18 protein-coding genes are annotated in these 14,894 nt (G+C 62.3%); 4 read left to right on the forward strand and 14 right to left on the reverse strand.

Annotated features, from left to right (window positions below):
• Position 1 precedes the first annotated feature (1 nt).
• The 8 genes from INS80_RS04825 to INS80_RS04860 all read right to left on the reverse strand — a co-directional run bounded on the left by INS80_RS04825 (position 2) and on the right by INS80_RS04860 (position 6,384).
• Positions 2 to 1,105, reverse strand: coding sequence for a CaiB/BaiF CoA transferase family protein (locus INS80_RS04825; protein WP_192964543.1), 1,104 nt, complete (start codon positions 1,103 to 1,105; stop codon positions 2 to 4).
• 89 nt (positions 1,106 to 1,194) lie between these two features.
• On the reverse strand, positions 1,195 to 2,223 hold the full coding sequence (locus tag INS80_RS04830; RefSeq protein WP_192964544.1) for an energy transducer TonB: 1,029 nt from the start codon (positions 2,221 to 2,223) through the stop codon (positions 1,195 to 1,197).
• Complete coding sequence (locus INS80_RS04835) at positions 2,220 to 2,609, reverse strand: ExbD/TolR family protein (protein WP_192964545.1); 390 nt, start codon at positions 2,607 to 2,609, stop codon at positions 2,220 to 2,222. Before INS80_RS04835 ends, INS80_RS04830 begins: the two co-directional genes overlap by 4 nt.
• Positions 2,609 to 2,992, reverse strand: a complete 384-nt coding sequence (locus INS80_RS04840) for an ExbD/TolR family protein (protein ID WP_226892564.1) — start codon at positions 2,990 to 2,992, stop codon at positions 2,609 to 2,611. The genes INS80_RS04835 and INS80_RS04840 overlap by 1 nt, the downstream gene beginning before the upstream one ends.
• Positions 2,982 to 3,644: a MotA/TolQ/ExbB proton channel family protein gene (locus INS80_RS04845; RefSeq protein WP_192964546.1), complete on the reverse strand. Its 663-nt coding sequence runs from the start codon at positions 3,642 to 3,644 to the stop codon at positions 2,982 to 2,984. Before INS80_RS04845 ends, INS80_RS04840 begins: the two co-directional genes overlap by 11 nt.
• On the reverse strand, positions 3,641 to 4,078 hold the full coding sequence (locus tag INS80_RS04850) for a hypothetical protein (protein ID WP_192964547.1): 438 nt from the start codon (positions 4,076 to 4,078) through the stop codon (positions 3,641 to 3,643). The genes INS80_RS04845 and INS80_RS04850 overlap by 4 nt, the downstream gene beginning before the upstream one ends.
• A gap of 26 nt (positions 4,079 to 4,104) precedes the next feature.
• A complete protein-coding gene (locus INS80_RS04855) occupies positions 4,105 to 6,141 on the reverse strand; it encodes a TonB-dependent receptor domain-containing protein (RefSeq protein WP_192964548.1) in 2,037 nt (678 codons plus the stop codon).
• A gap of 21 nt (positions 6,142 to 6,162) precedes the next feature.
• Positions 6,163 to 6,384 (reverse strand): hypothetical protein, encoded by a 222-nt coding sequence (locus tag INS80_RS04860; protein WP_192964549.1) that lies wholly within the window; start codon positions 6,382 to 6,384, stop codon positions 6,163 to 6,165.
• Between INS80_RS04860 and INS80_RS04865 the strand changes: the two genes are divergently transcribed.
• From INS80_RS04865 to INS80_RS04880, 4 genes are read left to right on the forward strand one after another with little or no spacing between them, the layout of a single operon-like run.
• The gene (locus INS80_RS04865; protein ID WP_192964550.1) at positions 6,383 to 7,453 is read left to right on the forward strand and encodes a hemin-degrading factor; all 1,071 of its coding nucleotides are present in this window, start codon (positions 6,383 to 6,385) and stop codon (positions 7,451 to 7,453) included. The genes INS80_RS04860 and INS80_RS04865 overlap by 2 nt on opposite strands.
• On the forward strand, positions 7,450 to 8,316 hold the full coding sequence (locus INS80_RS04870) for a heme/hemin ABC transporter substrate-binding protein (RefSeq protein ID WP_192964551.1): 867 nt from the start codon (positions 7,450 to 7,452) through the stop codon (positions 8,314 to 8,316). Before INS80_RS04865 ends, INS80_RS04870 begins: the two co-directional genes overlap by 4 nt.
• Complete coding sequence (locus INS80_RS04875) at positions 8,313 to 9,416, forward strand: FecCD family ABC transporter permease (RefSeq protein ID WP_192964552.1); 1,104 nt, start codon at positions 8,313 to 8,315, stop codon at positions 9,414 to 9,416. The genes INS80_RS04870 and INS80_RS04875 overlap by 4 nt, the downstream gene beginning before the upstream one ends.
• Positions 9,417 to 9,427: 11 nt before the next feature.
• Positions 9,428 to 10,216, forward strand: coding sequence for a heme ABC transporter ATP-binding protein (locus tag INS80_RS04880; RefSeq protein WP_192964553.1), 789 nt, complete (start codon positions 9,428 to 9,430; stop codon positions 10,214 to 10,216).
• On the opposite strand, the gene INS80_RS04885 is transcribed toward INS80_RS04880, so the two are convergent.
• From INS80_RS04885 to urtE, 6 genes are all read right to left on the reverse strand, one after another.
• Complete coding sequence (locus INS80_RS04885) at positions 10,217 to 11,791, reverse strand: polyamine aminopropyltransferase (protein WP_192964554.1); 1,575 nt, start codon at positions 11,789 to 11,791, stop codon at positions 10,217 to 10,219.
• Positions 11,788 to 12,012: a DUF350 domain-containing protein gene (locus INS80_RS04890; protein ID WP_192964555.1), complete on the reverse strand. Its 225-nt coding sequence runs from the start codon at positions 12,010 to 12,012 to the stop codon at positions 11,788 to 11,790. Before INS80_RS04890 ends, INS80_RS04885 begins: the two co-directional genes overlap by 4 nt.
• Positions 12,013 to 12,027: 15 nt before the next feature.
• Positions 12,028 to 12,189, reverse strand: coding sequence for a hypothetical protein (locus INS80_RS04895; protein WP_192967357.1), 162 nt, complete (start codon positions 12,187 to 12,189; stop codon positions 12,028 to 12,030).
• A gap of 3 nt (positions 12,190 to 12,192) precedes the next feature.
• Positions 12,193 to 13,503, reverse strand: a complete 1,311-nt coding sequence (locus tag INS80_RS04900; protein ID WP_192964556.1) for a DUF4178 domain-containing protein — start codon at positions 13,501 to 13,503, stop codon at positions 12,193 to 12,195.
• On the reverse strand, positions 13,500 to 14,126 hold the full coding sequence (locus INS80_RS04905; RefSeq protein ID WP_192964557.1) for a DUF4178 domain-containing protein: 627 nt from the start codon (positions 14,124 to 14,126) through the stop codon (positions 13,500 to 13,502). Before INS80_RS04905 ends, INS80_RS04900 begins: the two co-directional genes overlap by 4 nt.
• Before the next feature lie 70 nt (positions 14,127 to 14,196).
• Positions 14,197 to 14,892 carry an urea ABC transporter ATP-binding subunit UrtE gene (gene urtE, locus INS80_RS04910; RefSeq protein ID WP_192964558.1) on the reverse strand — a complete coding sequence of 232 codons (696 nt, stop codon included), beginning with the start codon at positions 14,890 to 14,892 and terminating at the stop codon, positions 14,197 to 14,199.
• Positions 14,893 to 14,894 lie beyond the last annotated feature (2 nt).

Below are 14,894 nucleotides of genomic sequence, written 5' to 3' on the forward strand. Positions count from 1 at the left end.
CCTATTTGGCAAGCTTGGGCGCAGATTTATCGAGCGCCAGCTCGGCATCCGAGAATTTCCACGGTCCCCGCACGCCCGGCACGCCTTCGGGAGAAATCTGCATGCCGCGATGCTGGATCTGCGGATCGTCAAAGGCCTGTCCGATGGTGTTGATCGGCCCGGCAGGCACGGTCGCGGCCTCAAGTGCTGCCAGAAGTTCGGCCTGCGTCCATTGTGAAAGCGCCTCCTCCAGAAGCGCGGTCAGATCGGTTCGGTTGGCCACGCGAGACTGGTTGGTCAGAAACCGTGCATCCACCTTGAGGTCCGGCAGATCCAGCGCATCGCACAGGCGCTGGAACTGTCCGTCATTGCCCACCGCAAGGATGATATGACCGTCCCTGACCGCCATCACCTGATAGGGCGCGATATTGGGATGATCGTTGCCAAGCCGCACCGGGCTGGTGCCAGTGGCCAGATAGTTCATCGCCTGATTGGCCAGCATGGCGGTGGCGCAATCCAAGAGGGACATATCCAGATGCTGCCCCCGCCCCGTGGTGTGGCGCTGCTCCACCGCTGCAAGGATGCCGATGGTGCCATACAGCCCGGTCACGATATCGGTGATGGCAACGCCCACTTTTTGCGGCTGGCCATCGGGGTCACCAGTGATCGACATCAGCCCCGACATGCCCTGCAAGAGGAAGTCATAGCCCGCACGGGTGGCATAGGGACCGTCCTGCCCGAAACCGGTGACCGAGCAGTAGATCAACCGCGGGTTCATCTCTTTCAGGCTGTCGTAGTCCAGCCCGTATTTCTTGAGACCACCGACCTTGAAATTCTCGATCAGGATATCGGCACCCTTGATTAGATCGAGCACGGTCTGGCGCCCCTCCGGGGTGCGAAAATCAGCCGTCACGCAATGCTTGCCGCGATTGGCCGCATAGTAATAGGCCGCCGTCTTGTCGCCGTCGCGTTCGATGAAGGGAGGACCCCAGTGGCGGGTATCGTCGCCCGCCTCGGCTTCGACCTTGATCACCTCGGCGCCCAGATCCGCCAGCGACTGGCCAATCCAGGGACCGGCGAGAATACGGGCGAGTTCAACCACTTTGAGGCCTGAAAGCGGGGTCATGGCGGCTCCTGTTCTTGACGCTGCTTCGCTTATGTAGCCCAGCCTCCTACGGGCAGCAATCTTTGATCAAATTCAGGCGGATCAGGGGCCTATTTGCCCTTGATCCGTACCGTGAAGCTGGTGCGCGCGCCCGCAGGTGGCGGCGGAAAAGGCGCGGCGCGGCGCACCTGCGCCACGGCGATCTCATCCAGCCTTACGGAGCCGGAACTGCGGGCGAGAGTCACCCGTACGAGCCCGCCGCCAGGGCCGATACGAAAAGCCACCATCGCCTCGCCGCGCACATTTGCACGCCGTTTGGCCCGCTGGATCCGCCGCATGACGAGTCCGGGGTAGTTGCTCACGGCTGCGTTGCCTTGCACCTTGGCAGTCCCGCCTTCGCTGCGCGCCTGCCCACCAGGCTTTGCCGCCCGGCCTTCGGAGACGCCGCGGGTAGCATCGGCATCGCTGTTGCCGCGCGGTCTTGTGGGCGCCTCCTGCCGTTTCGTGACGCGTTCGACCGGCTGTTCGGGCTGCGGTTTCGGCGGCGCTTTCGCAGGCTCCTGTTGTGGTGTCGGCCGCGTGACCGGCTTCAGCGAGACGGTCACCTCGGGGGCCTGCGGGCTTGGCTCCTGTTCGGGTTCCAACGGCCTCATTGCAACGGTTTCCTGCACAGGAACAGACACGGCCCGGTTGGGGTCTGGTTTGTCCGGCCGCTCAGCAGCAGGCACCTCGGCCGTTTGCGTCTCTTGTGGCGCTGTTGCGCGCAGGAGAGGGCCTGCGGGCTTTTGCGGGGCCGGTTCGGCCACCGGCTGCAGGATCTCGATACCCGGTGTCAGCGGCATAGACGTGGTCGGAGCGCGCGCCTCCAACACCTGCGGCTGAGCAGGCTGCACTGGGTCAACCAAGACGGGAGGTCGAGTCGTCGGCTGCGGTGCCTCCTGCATCTTTTGCGGTGGCTCGGGCGTTTCCACCCCAATTGCAAGATTGGCAAAGGAGGCGCCCTCTGCCGCAAGTGTGGTCTGGCCGCCTGCGATTTCAACATGATTGCCGTCGGTCAGGAACACGGCGCTTGCGTGCACTGTGGCCGCCGCAGCCAAGGCTGCAAGAGCCACAATGCGAGAAGTTGGAACGCGGCTCATTTCAAGGCTCTTTCCGACACGAGGATGACCCGTTCTGCCCCCGCCGCGCGCAGGGCATTGCCGATCTTCACAAGATCCCGCGCGGGCAAGTCACGATCCGGCACCACGCGCAGGACCGCGCGGGCCTCTTCCGGCAGGGCCAAGATATGCGCAGCGGCATCACTCACATCTTCACCCCGAAAGCTGAGCCGCCCGTCTTTGTGGATCACCAGGGTATCCGGCGGGGCAACCCCCTCAAGGTCTGCAGTACGGACCAGCCGGATCTCACGGTCCAGAGGCGGCGCCAGCGTACCTGCGATCATGAAGAAGACCAGCATCAGAAAAACGATGTTGATCAGCGCAATGGTCGGCTCACGCTCGGATTGTATCTTTTGCCGGATCTGCATCAGCCCAGCACCACCGTCTGCAGCCCTTCAACCTGACGCAAGGCCGTCAACAGGTCGACCAGTCGCTGGGCGCTGGCAGTCTCATCGGGGCTGATCAGTACAAGATGGCCGCCACCATCCTGTGGTTGCAGTCGCACCAGATCGGCGATGCGGGACAGATCCGCCTGCTGACCATTCAGGGTCACCTCGGCGGCGCTCAAGGTAACAAAGAGCTTTTGCCGGTCCTGCACATTGGTGCCTTTGCCTGCCGCCATCAATTCGACCTCTCCGAACTTCGAAAAGGTCGAGGTCAGCATGAAGAACAGCAACAGCAGAAAGATCACATCGATGAGCGAAGTCATCGACAGCCGTCTGCGTGCCCGCGGTTGCAGTTTAACCGACATGAGCCACCCCTTGGGGGCGATCCGGCTGCTCGGCTGGACAGAACAGGATCCGCAAGGCGCGGTTGGCAAAGACCCGCTCTTGTTGCATCCGGGCCGTCAACCAGCTCAGCACCAGCGAGGTGGGCATCGCCACCGCCAGACCGGCCGCTGTGGTCAAAAGCGCGACCCAGATACCGCCGGCCAGCAGCGCCGGATCGACCGAAGAGCCTGCCGACTGCAGCTTCTGAAAGGCTTCGATCATGCCGATCACAGTGCCAAAAAGCCCCATCAATGGCGCCAGTTGCGAGACCATGTCCAATGCGCCCAGACCGCGTTCAAGGCGGGCAAAACAATCCTCTGCCTCGGCATCGGCGCGGGCAGACAAAGCCTCGGCATCCCGGCGCATTCCATCAGTGGACAAGGCCGTGCGAAAAACAGGGGCGAGATAGGATTTGCTGCTTTCAAGGTGCCGCAGCGCCGTGTCGAGGTCACCGTGATCCCAGGCCGTGACCGCGGCCAAGAGATGCGCATGCCGACCCACGCTTGCCGCGCGGTACTGCCAGATCTTGTAAAGCACCAACGCCACTGTCAGCACCGAGACCACAAGCAACAACAAGACCACCGGGCCGCCAAGATCCAGCACCCGGTTCAGCGCATCGGTCAGAAGGGTCATCCGATCAACTCCTGATCCGTGCGGCTGTTCAGTCTCAGGTCGCGGCTGCAGGCGCCCTCTGGCAGCGCTTCGCCCGTGCAGGTGGTGGCGCCGTTGATCAACACACGGCTGATCCCGGCGCAAGCCCGCGCGAACTGAAACTGACGAACCCGCATCCGCCCCGCGGGCAGATCCTGAAAATCCAGCAGTGTCAGACGCGCGACCTGACCGTTTTCATCAAAGAGGACCGTTTCATAGACCGCCTGAAGGATGTTTCGGGCATGGCCATTCTGGGCCACGAAGGACAAAAGGCAGGCGTCGCCCACCTGTTCTGCTGCGCTGAGTTCGATGGAAACCGCAGGTGCGCCAGCAGAATCATCGGCCAGCGCCGCGCCCCCCAGCCCCGCCAGCATGACTGCTGCCGGGGCCACCCATTTCATGTTCAGATGTACCATTTAAATCCTCTTTGATATCCGTTGGATCAGAAGGTCTTTGCGAGGGTCAGCTTGACGTTGCGACCCGGCGCGGTGCGGGTTGCAAGCGCAGGCGTGTAGGCCTTGTCAAAGGCGTTCTCGATGCCAAGACGGACCTCTGCGCCGGTCATGACGCCTGTCTGCACCCGGTAGGTGGCACGCAGGTTGCTGACGCCGTAGCCGTTCACCTTGCTGCCGGTGCTGTCGGTAAAGGACTTCGCTCCGACCAGTTCCCAGCTGAGATCCCAGGCTGCGCCGATGCGTTTGCCCAGGGTCAGGCGCGCGCTGTCCGCGGGCGCGTTGCGCCAGATCCCTGCGACACCGGTTGAATTGACCTCGTCATACTCTCCGATCGCGGCGTTGAAGTCGGCATAAAATCCGCTTTCCATGCTGTAGGTCGCTTCGATCTCGATGCCTTCGCTGTTGACCTCCTGGATCGGCACAAAGGTGCTGTCCACATAGGAGGTGATGTCCCAAAGCGTGCTTCTGAACAGGTTCACCTTGGCCTGCAGCGCATCACCGCCTGCGAACAGATCCGTGGTGGCATAAGAGGCCCCCAGTTCGAACGTGTGGGACCGCTCCGGCATGGTCATGTAGCGCGGCGTGCCGAGGTCATCGATGATCGGCAGGTTCTCGGTATAGGCGCCGCTGCCGAAAATGGCCCAGCCGTTGTCGAAGGCATAGCGCGCGGACAGGCCACCCATCAGGGCCGAGTTGTCGTAGGAGACCGAGCCATCATGCGCCTCGATGTCCTGAGTTTCAAACCGCATGGCGGGCGTGAATGTCCAATGGTCCCCGATGCCGATGTCATCGACCGCAAACAGCGCAATTCGCTTGTCCGTACCTCCGGGCGCGGAAGGGGCATTCAACCGTTCTTTTTGCATCAGCTCAAACCCGATGCGCAGGTCGTGAGTCGCGATACCAGTCACGAAGTACATGCTGTTCTTCGCAGTCAGCTTGGTGATCTCGTAATCCTGATCCGCATCTGCAAGCGGAATGATGCGCGGACCCGAGGGCGTCCCCTCAAGCGGGCTGGAGCCTGCCACGTAGTTCGACACGATGTGCTGGGTCGACTGTGTCAGGTTCACGTCCAGGTCGATCAGATCGTTGCCGACCGGGTTCCAGCGATAACGCAGGCCCGCAATTTCGTTGGTGACCTTTCGGTCCACGTTGCCGAAGGAGCCGCCGGTGGTTCCGAATGTATCGTATGGCACGTCCTTCTCGTCGGTTTCCGAATAGTTATAGGAGGCGGTGATCGAGTGCTCCAGATTGTCGCCAAAGCTGTATGTTGCCTTGCCAAGGTAAGAGGGCATGCGGCTTTCCGTGTTGGGCACCAACTGACCGTCGCCACCTTTATAGGCATCCACATCCCGCAGGGTGTAGTTGAACAGAACCTCCAGGTTCTCGGTCGGCTGCCAGGCCAGGATCGAGGAGGTCACAAAACCCTCGGCATTGGTCGAGGCGCCCAGGGTCTGCCGGAACCGCAGCCCTACCTCGCCTCCGGTGAAATCTGACGCATCCTTGGTTTCCAGCTGAACCACACCGCCGATGATGCCCGACCCGAATTCGAAACTGCCGATCGTGCCCCGAATGACCGAGACTTCCTTGTAGAGCTCGGGGTCGGTGAACAGCTGTGTGCCGATCCGGTACAGCTCTTCGGAACCTGTCGAGGCGCCGTCGATCAGGATTTGCACCTTCTGGTCGGTGCCGAAACTGCTGGTCGCGCCGAACCCGCGAATGTTCAGCCCCGAACCTTGCGGCCGACTGCCGTTTACCAGCGTCACGCCGGGAACCGAATCGACCAGCTCGGCCACGGATCCGGCCTGCCGGTCATCCAGCTCTTCCTGATTGATCACGGTCACCGGAGCCGCCGTGCTGACCTGCACTTCCCGCTTGCCCTGACCAAGCTCCACTGTCCCCAGGAACCCTTCAGGCTCTGACGCAGGCTCGAGCTGCAATTCCTGCGCCTGCGCGCCCATTCCAATAAAGAGCCCCAGAACCGACACAGTCCCCAACAGCCGTATTGCAATACGGTCTTTGCCCATCACATTTCCCTTCGCATCTTTTCATTCTTGAACCGAAGGCTTGCGCAGGGCTGGCACGGTATTTCCGAGTGTATTCAGGCGAAATTCAAAATTCCGCTTGAGCCTGATAGTAAAGGTGATAAAAACAGTCAACATAAATTCAGCCGTGCTGCACAGCCAGCCGCCAGCGTGTCTTGCCAGTCGGCAAACACAGCCAGCCCTTTCCAAAACGCCACCAAGACCGCCTTTGAAAGGGCCAGACATGACCACAACGACTCCTGCCAACGCAGAAGACATCCGTGCCGCGCGCGCCGAACACACCGAAATGCGCGACCGCGACTTTGCCGCAAAACTGGGCATCAGCGAAGGCCAGCTGGTTGCCGCCTACTGCGGCGCAGGGGTGACGCGAATCGCGGCCGACCCGAACGCGGTGTTCCCAAGGCTCGCCGATCTCGGAGAGGTCATGGCTCTGACCCGCAACGAATCCTGCGTGATCGAAAAGGTCGGCACGTACAGCCATTACCAAAGCGGCGAACACGCCTGCATGGTGCTGACCCCGGAAATCGACCTGCGCCTGTTCCCCCGCCATTTTGCTCATGCCTTTGCGGTGGAGCGTGAGGGCAAAAGGGGTACCAGCCGGTCCATCCAGTTCTTCGATGCTGCGGGGGATGCGGTCCACAAGGTGCACCTGCGCGAAACCTCGAACCTCGACGCCTGGAGAGCGCTGATTTCGGATCTCGCCCATGAGGATCAGTCCGACGCGCTTGCGGTTGTTGCCCGCACGCCGCCCGAAGGCGCAAAAGCAGACCCGGAAAAGTCTGAGACCCTGCGCCGCGAATGGGCCGAAATGACCGACACCCATCAGTTCATGCGCCTGTGCTCCAAACTCAAGATGAACCGCCTTGGCGCCTATCGCATCGTGGGTGAACCCTTTGCCCGTGCGCTGCCCACCGATACTGTAAACACCATGCTGGATGCCGTGCGCGATCAGGAGATCGAAGTGATGATTTTCGTCGGCAACAAGGGCTGCATCGAGATCCACGGCGGACCAGTTCGGCATTTGCGTGAAATGGGTCCCTGGCAGAACATTCTCGACCCCGGTTTCGATCTGCACCTGCGTCTTGATCACGTGGCCGAGGTCTGGGCGGTCAACAAACCCACCAAACGCGGCGATGCCATCTCCTATGAGGCGTTTGACTCCGATGGCAGCATCATCTTTCAGGTCTTCGGACGCCGGACCGATGAAAACGACAGCCGCCCTGCGTGGAACGCGATCGTGGCTTCCCTGCCCTCGCTTGAGGCCGAAGCCCGAGCAGAAGTGGAGACGGCATGATGGGCTTTATCTCCAACCTGACAAGGGGAGTTTCCCTTGCTTTCCTGGCCGGGTCATTGGCCGCAGCCGCACCAGCGGAACGGATCGTCAGTGTCGGCGGTTCTGTCACGGAAATCGTCTATGCCTTGGGCGAAGGTCACCGCCTGGTGGCGCGCGACAGCACCTCCAGCTATCCACCGCAGGCCGAAGCGCTGCCGAATGTGGGCTATGCCCGTGCTCTGTCGCCCGAAGGGGTGCTCTCGGTTGACCCGGACCTGATCATCGCCAGCAGCGGCGCCGGTCCACTAGAAACGCTTGAGGTGCTGAAACAGGCCAATGTCGCCTATTCCGAGGTGCCCGAGGTCTATTCGGCGGATGGGGTGATCCAGAAAATCGAGACCATCGCCGCAGCCCTTGGCGCCGAGGACAAGGCGCGCGTCCTGCTGGACGGGATCAAACACGATCTGAAAGCCGCCCAGAAGGACGCGGCACAACGGGCCGGGGATACCCCTGTGCGGGTGCTTTTCATCCTCTCCACCCAAGGCGGGCGCATCATGGCCGGAGGGCGCGACACGGCTGCCGATGGTATCATTCGCATGGCGGGTGGCATCAACGCAGTGGACAGCTTTGACGGCTACAAGCCCATGACAGACGAGGCGGTCTCGGCCACGGCGCCCGATGTGATCCTGGCGATGGACCGGGGCGGCGATCATGGCGTGGCAATGGAACAACTTGCCAGCCTGCCTGCGCTGATCCCCACCCCGGCGGCGCAAAATGGGCGGCTGGTACGCATGGATGGGCTGTCGCTCTTGGGGTTCGGGCCGCGCACCCCTGAAACCATCCAAACACTGTCGCGTGCCTTTTACGAAGGGCACTCGAAATGAGCCTGGCCGCCGACACCCATCAGGGAAGCACAGACCCGGCTCGGGGCGGGTCCACCGGGGCGCCGGTGGACCGCCGACATCAGGCAAGGCGCCTGACGCTGGTGCTGGCGGCTCTATTGCTGGTGACCTCTGTCACCTCTTTGACCTTTGGCGCAGCGGGCACCTCTGTCTGGTCCGCCCTGGGCGATCTTGTTGCGGGGCGCGAGCTGTCGCAACTGGATCGGATAATCCTGTTTGACATCCGCCTGCCGCGCCTATGCCTCGGTATTCTTGTGGGCGCGGCGCTGGCGGTCTCTGGCGTCGTCATGCAAGGGCTGTTTCGCAATCCGCTGGCCGATCCCGGTATCGTCGGCGTCAGCGCCGGGGCCGGTTTGGCTGCGATCACTGCCATCGTGCTGGGCAGCCTGCTGCCAGCCGCCTTGCGCGACACGCTTGGCACCGGGCTGGTGCCGGTTGCCGCCTTCTTTGGCGGCTGGGGCTCGACCCTGATCCTTTATCGGACCGCCACCCGCGGCGGGCAGACCTCGGTTGCCACCATGCTGCTCGCAGGCATCGCCCTTGGCGCGCTGGCCGGAGCGCTGTCTGGCATCCTGGTCTACATGGCCGATGACAACCAGTTGCGTGATCTCACCTTCTGGGGCATGGGATCGTTGGCGGGCGCCACCTGGACCAAGGTGCTCGCCGCTCTGCCGGTGATTGGACTGGCGCTCTGCGCCGCACCGTTCCTGGCGCGCGGTCTGAACGGTCTGGCGCTGGGAGAGGCTGCCGCCGGGCACATCGGCATCCCGGTGCAACGGGTGAAGAACATTTCTATCATGGCCGTGGCCGGCGCCACCGGCGCGGCTGTGGCCGTATCAGGCGGGATCGGTTTCATCGGCATCGTGGTACCGCATCTGTTGCGCCTTGCCACCGGGCCGGATCACCACCCCTTGCTGCCCAATGCCGCGCTCTTGGGGGCAACGCTGCTCTTGGCCGCCGACATGATCGCGCGGGTCATCATCGCACCCGCAGAGCTGCCCATCGGCATCGTCACCGCCGTTCTGGGCGCGCCGGTCTTCCTGTGGATCCTGCTGAAACGCCGCGCGGGCCTTGGTCTTTGATTGGACAGAACATGAAAGCCTTAGACATCACCGTTAAGCTGGGCAACCGCACCATCCTGCACGGGGTGGATTTCGTAGCCGAACCGGGCCGGGTCACTGCCATCGTCGGCCCAAACGGTTCGGGCAAGACCACGCTTTTGCGCGCCATGACCGGCGAGATCGCGCATACGGGCCGGGTGCTGCTCAATGGGCAGGACACAGCCAAGCTCAAACCGTGGGATCTGGCCGCAATCCGTGCAGTGCAGCCGCAAAGCACCACGATCGCCTTTCCTTTTACCGTGCTTGAGATCGTGCGCCTTGGTCTCAGCTCGGGCCTGTCTGCGGGTGAGAGCGATCTACCGCTGAGGGCCCTTGAGGCCGTGGATCTGGGCGGTTTTGCCGGGCGCTATTATCAGGACCTGTCGGGCGGTGAACAGCAGCGCGTGCAGCTGGCCCGTGTGCTCACTCAGGTGTGGGAGCCGGTGGTCGATGGCAGCCCCCGCTGGCTGATCCTGGATGAACCAGTTGCCAGCCTTGATATCGGCCACCAGTTCACGGTGATGGACCTGGCGCGGCGCTATGCCGGCGCGGGCGGCGGCGTTGTAGCGGTGATGCATGACTTGAACCTCACGGCCATGTTCGCCGATCACGTGGTGCTGATGCAGGCGGGCCGCATTGCCGCCAAAGGCACCCCGGCAGAAGTCCTGACGGACCGCACCCTGGCCGAGGTCTATGGCTGCCCGGTGCCCGTCAATACCACCCCGCCCTTCGGCGTGCCCTTTTTGTTGCCCCAGGCACGCGAAGCAGCCGTTTCGGCCTGATCACTCAAACCAGCGCGCCCAGCCATCAAGGTAGTAGCCCACCAAGGCATGAGACTGGATCGAGTTCTCCTCGACCAGAACCGGCCCGGTATCACCGCCAAAGACCTGCGCCGCCTGCCAGACCTGTTGATCAAGGAACCGCAGACCATCCGGTAGGCGAGGCAGGCTTTGCGTCTTCAAGCTCTGCGACGCCGCGATCACGAAACCCCAGTCGCCAAAGCTGGGGACATAGGCGTGATAGGGCCAGACGTGCAGCCCCTGCCCTGCCCCCTGCCCCAACGCCAGCGGATTGCGCGTCGCCTCAAGCGTGGCGGCAATGGACCAGAAGGCTTCCCGCGCAAACAGTGGCGACCCGGCTTGCGTCACCATCAGCCCTTGAGCGCTCAGCCGCTCCACCAATGCGCCATAGAACTGGCGCGAGTAAAGCTTGGACAGGGCGAGGTTCTTGGGATCGGGCAAATCGATGAGGATCACGTCAAAGACCTGATCGCTGCTTTCCGCGAATTGCCAGGCGTCCATGTTGCGGATGGTGACGCGCGGGTCCGACAGGGCATGATCGTTGAGCGCCGACAGATCCGGGTGATCGCGGAACAGCGCGGTGACGCGCGGGTCGAGATCGACCAGCGTCACATGCGCGACCTCATCCCATTTCAACACCTCGCGCACGGCCATGCCATCGCCGCCGCCAAGGATCAGCACGTCGCGGCGGCGCGGGGCCAGAGCCATGGCGGGATGCACCAGGCTTTCGTGATAGCGGTGCTCGTCCAGCGTGTCGAACTGGATCGAATAGTCCAGAAACAGCCGTGTGCGGTCACGGTATCGTGTGACGGTGATCTGCTGATAGGGCGTCGCCTCGCTGAGGATGATGTCGTCCTCAAAAAGGTTCGCCTCGGCGACTGAAACCAACCGTTCAGCCTGCACCAGCCCAGCAAAGGTCAGCGCAAGCGCCAGTGCCCAGATGACAACGGCCACGCGGCTGGCAACGGCGCGAAACACCCATAGTGAGACCCCCGCCACCAGCAGGTTCAGCGCCCCAAAGGTGAGGCTGGCGGGCATCAGCCCCAGATGCGGTACGATAAGCAGCGGAAAGGCCACCGAGGCCGCCAGCGCGCCGACGTAATCGACGCTGAGCACATTCTCGAACCGGAACTCCGGCGCGCCGATTTCCTTGAGCGCACGGGCAATCAGCGGGATCTCCATCCCCGATAGCATCCCGATCAGGATCAGCAGCCCATAAAGCGGCAGCATCACCGCGCCGCTCCAAGCGTAGAGGTAAAAGACCAAAGGCGCCATGCAACCGCCCGCCACCCCCAGAAGGATCTGCGCCCAGATGAATCCCTCCATGGCGCGACTCACATAGCGCGACAGCCAGGCGCCCAGCCCCATCGAAGACAGGAAGACCCCGATCACCAGCGAGAACTGCCGCACGCTGTCGCCCAGAAGGTAGCTCGACAGGGTGGCGGCGATCAGCTCGTAGATCAGGCCGGAAACCGCCACCAGAAAGGTCGCCGCCAGAAGCCAGACTTCCCGCAGGTTCGCACGGGGTTCCCCGCCACCGGGAACGGCCCCGGTCATGACAAGATGACGGCCGCGATGATGATGGCGATGGAGACGAACAAGAGGCCGATCAGAATGGCCAGAGCCATGTTCTGATCCTCCTCGATCTCTTTCACGATGGAAAAGGGCGTCAGCGCGTCCAGCACCTTCCAGACCACCCACATCAGCGCCACGCCGACAAAGGTGTAAAAGACGGTGCTTATCAGCTCAGCCAATTGAATTGCAGCAAAATACTCCATGGCATCCTCTTGATGTTATTTCACATGTCCATTCAGGCCGCGCCCGGCGCCCACCACCCTGACCGATCGGTCAAGATCCGTGCTCTCGCTGCCGTATCCCATGTAGGCGACATAGGAGGTGCCGGCGACGGCAAGCCCCGCCAGCAGCAGAAAGACAAGTCGGAACGGGGTAATCATCACTCAGTCCTCATCGGTCCAGTCGCTACCGCTCCAGCGGCGTTTTTCATGCCAATATTTCCGAAACAGCGGATAGCCCCCGATCAGGCCAAAGACCACCGCAAGCACAACCATCCAGCGCCCACTGGACAGATTGCTGCGGATATCCATCTTCAATTGTCGGAACACAGGCCCAGTCGGTGCGCTACTTTGCGGATAGACTGCCCCCCAGTGCGCGCCTTCCTCCAAGGAAAGGGCGAGGGTGTATTCGCCCGCAACTTCGGGCCGGAAGGTGAGGTTGGCGCGATTGGTGCCCTCGGTCCAGCGGCCATCGGCATCGGTTCCATAGTAGTATTCCACCGTACGGCCCGCCTCGAACAGCGGTTCGCCTTCTGGGTCTTCCAACTCCAGGGCGAAATAGGCCCAGCTGTTGCGGGTGTCCCCTTCGAGGTAGATCCGTGTCAGCCGCCCCGGTGTCTCGATGGCAAAGGGGATCTCTATTGGCAATTGCCCGAAGGAGATCAGTCTGTTCGACAGAATTGTCTCACCGGGTCGCGCCGACAAGATGCCCGCGATCAGCAGCGAAAGAGCCGCAAAAGCAAGGCCTGCCTTGGTGAGAAAGCCATGGTTCGGCCCCTTTTGGAACGGCTGCAAGGCATGCACCCCGCGCGGCACCAGCCCGGTACTGACGCCGAACGCAGCCTCGGCCTTTTGCGGCGCAAGATAGGTCATCCGGTAGGTCTCGCGCTCGGTTCCGGTCTGGGCGAATCCCATGCCCGCACCGTCGGAGATGGCGGTCACCTCGGTGGTTTTCTCGTCTTTTTGCGGCGCCCAGGTGAATTCGCCCTCGGCATAGGTGATCGTACTGGTGGAGGTCTCGTAGTACCGGAACCGCTCGCCGCCGATGCTGACCTCCGGCGGATAGTCCGAGGTTTCCACCTGTCGCTCCGACATCCAGCCGCCACCGCCGCGATAGCGGCGGGCAAAGATCAGGTGGCCGTCCTCGATCGTGAGCCAGGCATAGCCGTGGGTGGGTGAGTACAGCTGGTGATCGAGCCAAGTATAGGCCTCACCTTGCCAGTATTCCCGGTGTTGCAGAATGCCGATGACGGTGAAGTCAACGCCATAAAGCCGCCCCGTGATGCCAATGGGAAAGGGGGTTTCGGGCCGCTCTAAATCGTTGAAACGGCGCAGGGCGCGGTAGCTGTCGAGCGCGTCCAGCTCGGTGCCGCAATAGGGGCAGATATGGACAGTAACCCGCCCGCCGCCCAGAACGTCCAGCCCCGCTCCGCAAGTGGTACAATCGATGGATTTCAGATCAGGATTGAGGCTCATTGCGCGGCCCTGCCCGCTGTTTCGACACGGATATCAAAGGGGTCCACCCAGACACCGCTGTACCACTCACGAAAGTTGCCCTGGAATTCACCGGACAACAGCCGCCCGCGGCGGTCCTGAAGGTTCACGAAACTGTAGCGCTCCCCTACGCTGAGCGGATGATCGAAACTGCCGCGCAGGGCCACGCAGGTCGCCTCGTCCATCTCGACAACGGTGAAATCCTCATGGTCATAGTCGATCTGCCGCCCCAGATGCAGTGTCCCATCGTAACGGGGCCAATTCGCTCGCGTTAGCTCCTGCTGGATCACCACGTCGCCCTCATCGACCGAGACCCAGCGCAGGGGGCCGTCTTCACGGCGGCAAAAGAACTCGTCCCAGGTGCCGCGGCCGTAGGAAAACCGCGCATGGCCCAGAACCTCGAACTGCCAATCGGAGATGCGCAGCCAGTCACCAAGGCCAAAGAGCATCGGCACATCGTGCATGACGCCCGCATCGCCTGCGAGCCTTGCGCCCTTGTCCTCAAGGAACAAGGTTGTGCCACAGGAGGGGCAGCTCAGCATCTTGATCGCGTCAATCGCAGGGCTGATGCCGCTGCCGCAGTTGGGACAGTTGAAATCACGCATGGGCCCAAGTTCCCCAGTGGGGCGAGCGGATCAAGGGGGAATTTCGCCAAAAGCGCTTGGTCGGGGCGGTCTAGACAGAAACGCCCTCCAGCAACGCGTCGCGTTCCACCGCGCCCTTGCGGCCCTCCAACACCACCTCGCCCCGACGCAGCACCACGAAACGGTCGGCCAGCTCATAGGCGAAGTCAAAGAACTGCTCCACCAGGATGATCGCCATGTCGCCCTGGGTGCGCAGCAGTTTGATGACCTCGCCGATCTGCTTGATGATATTGGGCTGGATGCCTTCGGTCGGCTCATCCAGCACCAATAGCTTCGGCTTGGTGATCAGGGCGCGAGCAATGGCCAACTGTTGCTGCTGCCCGCCCGACAGATCGCCACCGCGCCGAGCGAGGAAGTCCTTCAGGATCGGGAACAATTCGAAAATGTGGTCGGGGATGAAATGCTCTTCGGGTGGCAGGCAGGCAAAGCCGGTCTCAAGGTTTTCCTTCACCGTCAGAAGCGGGAAAATATCGCGCCCCTGAGGCACATAGGCAATGCCCGCACGGGCCAGTTGGTGCGCGGGCACGACGCCGATCTCCTGCCCGTCAAAATGCATGGTGCCGCCTGAACGGGGATGGGTGCCGGTCACCGCCTTCATCAGGCTGGTCTTACCGACTCCGTTGCAGCCCATAACGCAGGTGACTTCGCCCAGATCCGCCTGCATGGAAATCCCGTTCAGGATCCGGCTGCGGCCATAGTGGAGGGTGATATCCTTCAGATCCAGCATCG

Origin of the sequence: Phycobacter azelaicus, assembly GCF_014884385.1 — a bacterium.
GTDB lineage: Bacteria > Pseudomonadota > Alphaproteobacteria > Rhodobacterales > Rhodobacteraceae > Phycobacter > Phycobacter azelaicus.

Coding starts and splice junctions, on each gene's coding strand:
- INS80_RS04895 (WP_192967357.1), bottom strand. CDS start 12,189: ATGATTACCCCGTTCCGACTTGTCTTTCTGCTGCTGGCGGGGCTTGCC.
- INS80_RS04900 (WP_192964556.1), bottom strand. CDS start 13,503: ATGAGCCTCAATCCTGATCTGAAATCCATCGATTGTACCACTTGCGGA.
- INS80_RS04860 (WP_192964549.1), bottom strand. CDS start 6,384: ATGTCTGGCCCTTTCAAAGGCGGTCTTGGTGGCGTTTTGGAAAGGGCT.
- INS80_RS04905 (WP_192964557.1), bottom strand. CDS start 14,126: ATGCGTGATTTCAACTGTCCCAACTGCGGCAGCGGCATCAGCCCTGCG.
- INS80_RS04845 (WP_192964546.1), bottom strand. CDS start 3,644: ATGACCCTTCTGACCGATGCGCTGAACCGGGTGCTGGATCTTGGCGGC.
- INS80_RS04850 (WP_192964547.1), bottom strand. CDS start 4,078: ATGGTACATCTGAACATGAAATGGGTGGCCCCGGCAGCAGTCATGCTG.
- INS80_RS04830 (WP_192964544.1), bottom strand. CDS start 2,223: ATGAGCCGCGTTCCAACTTCTCGCATTGTGGCTCTTGCAGCCTTGGCT.
- INS80_RS04835 (WP_192964545.1), bottom strand. CDS start 2,609: ATGCAGATCCGGCAAAAGATACAATCCGAGCGTGAGCCGACCATTGCG.
- INS80_RS04825 (WP_192964543.1), bottom strand. CDS start 1,105: ATGACCCCGCTTTCAGGCCTCAAAGTGGTTGAACTCGCCCGTATTCTC.
- INS80_RS04880 (WP_192964553.1), top strand. CDS start 9,428: ATGAAAGCCTTAGACATCACCGTTAAGCTGGGCAACCGCACCATCCTG.
- INS80_RS04885 (WP_192964554.1), bottom strand. CDS start 11,791: ATGACCGGGGCCGTTCCCGGTGGCGGGGAACCCCGTGCGAACCTGCGG.
- INS80_RS04840 (WP_226892564.1), bottom strand. CDS start 2,992: ATGTCGGTTAAACTGCAACCGCGGGCACGCAGACGGCTGTCGATGACT.
- INS80_RS04875 (WP_192964552.1), top strand. CDS start 8,313: ATGAGCCTGGCCGCCGACACCCATCAGGGAAGCACAGACCCGGCTCGG.
- INS80_RS04890 (WP_192964555.1), bottom strand. CDS start 12,012: ATGGAGTATTTTGCTGCAATTCAATTGGCTGAGCTGATAAGCACCGTC.
- urtE (WP_192964558.1), bottom strand. CDS start 14,892: ATGCTGGATCTGAAGGATATCACCCTCCACTATGGCCGCAGCCGGATC.
- INS80_RS04870 (WP_192964551.1), top strand. CDS start 7,450: ATGATGGGCTTTATCTCCAACCTGACAAGGGGAGTTTCCCTTGCTTTC.
- INS80_RS04855 (WP_192964548.1), bottom strand. CDS start 6,141: ATGGGCAAAGACCGTATTGCAATACGGCTGTTGGGGACTGTGTCGGTT.
- INS80_RS04865 (WP_192964550.1), top strand. CDS start 6,383: ATGACCACAACGACTCCTGCCAACGCAGAAGACATCCGTGCCGCGCGC.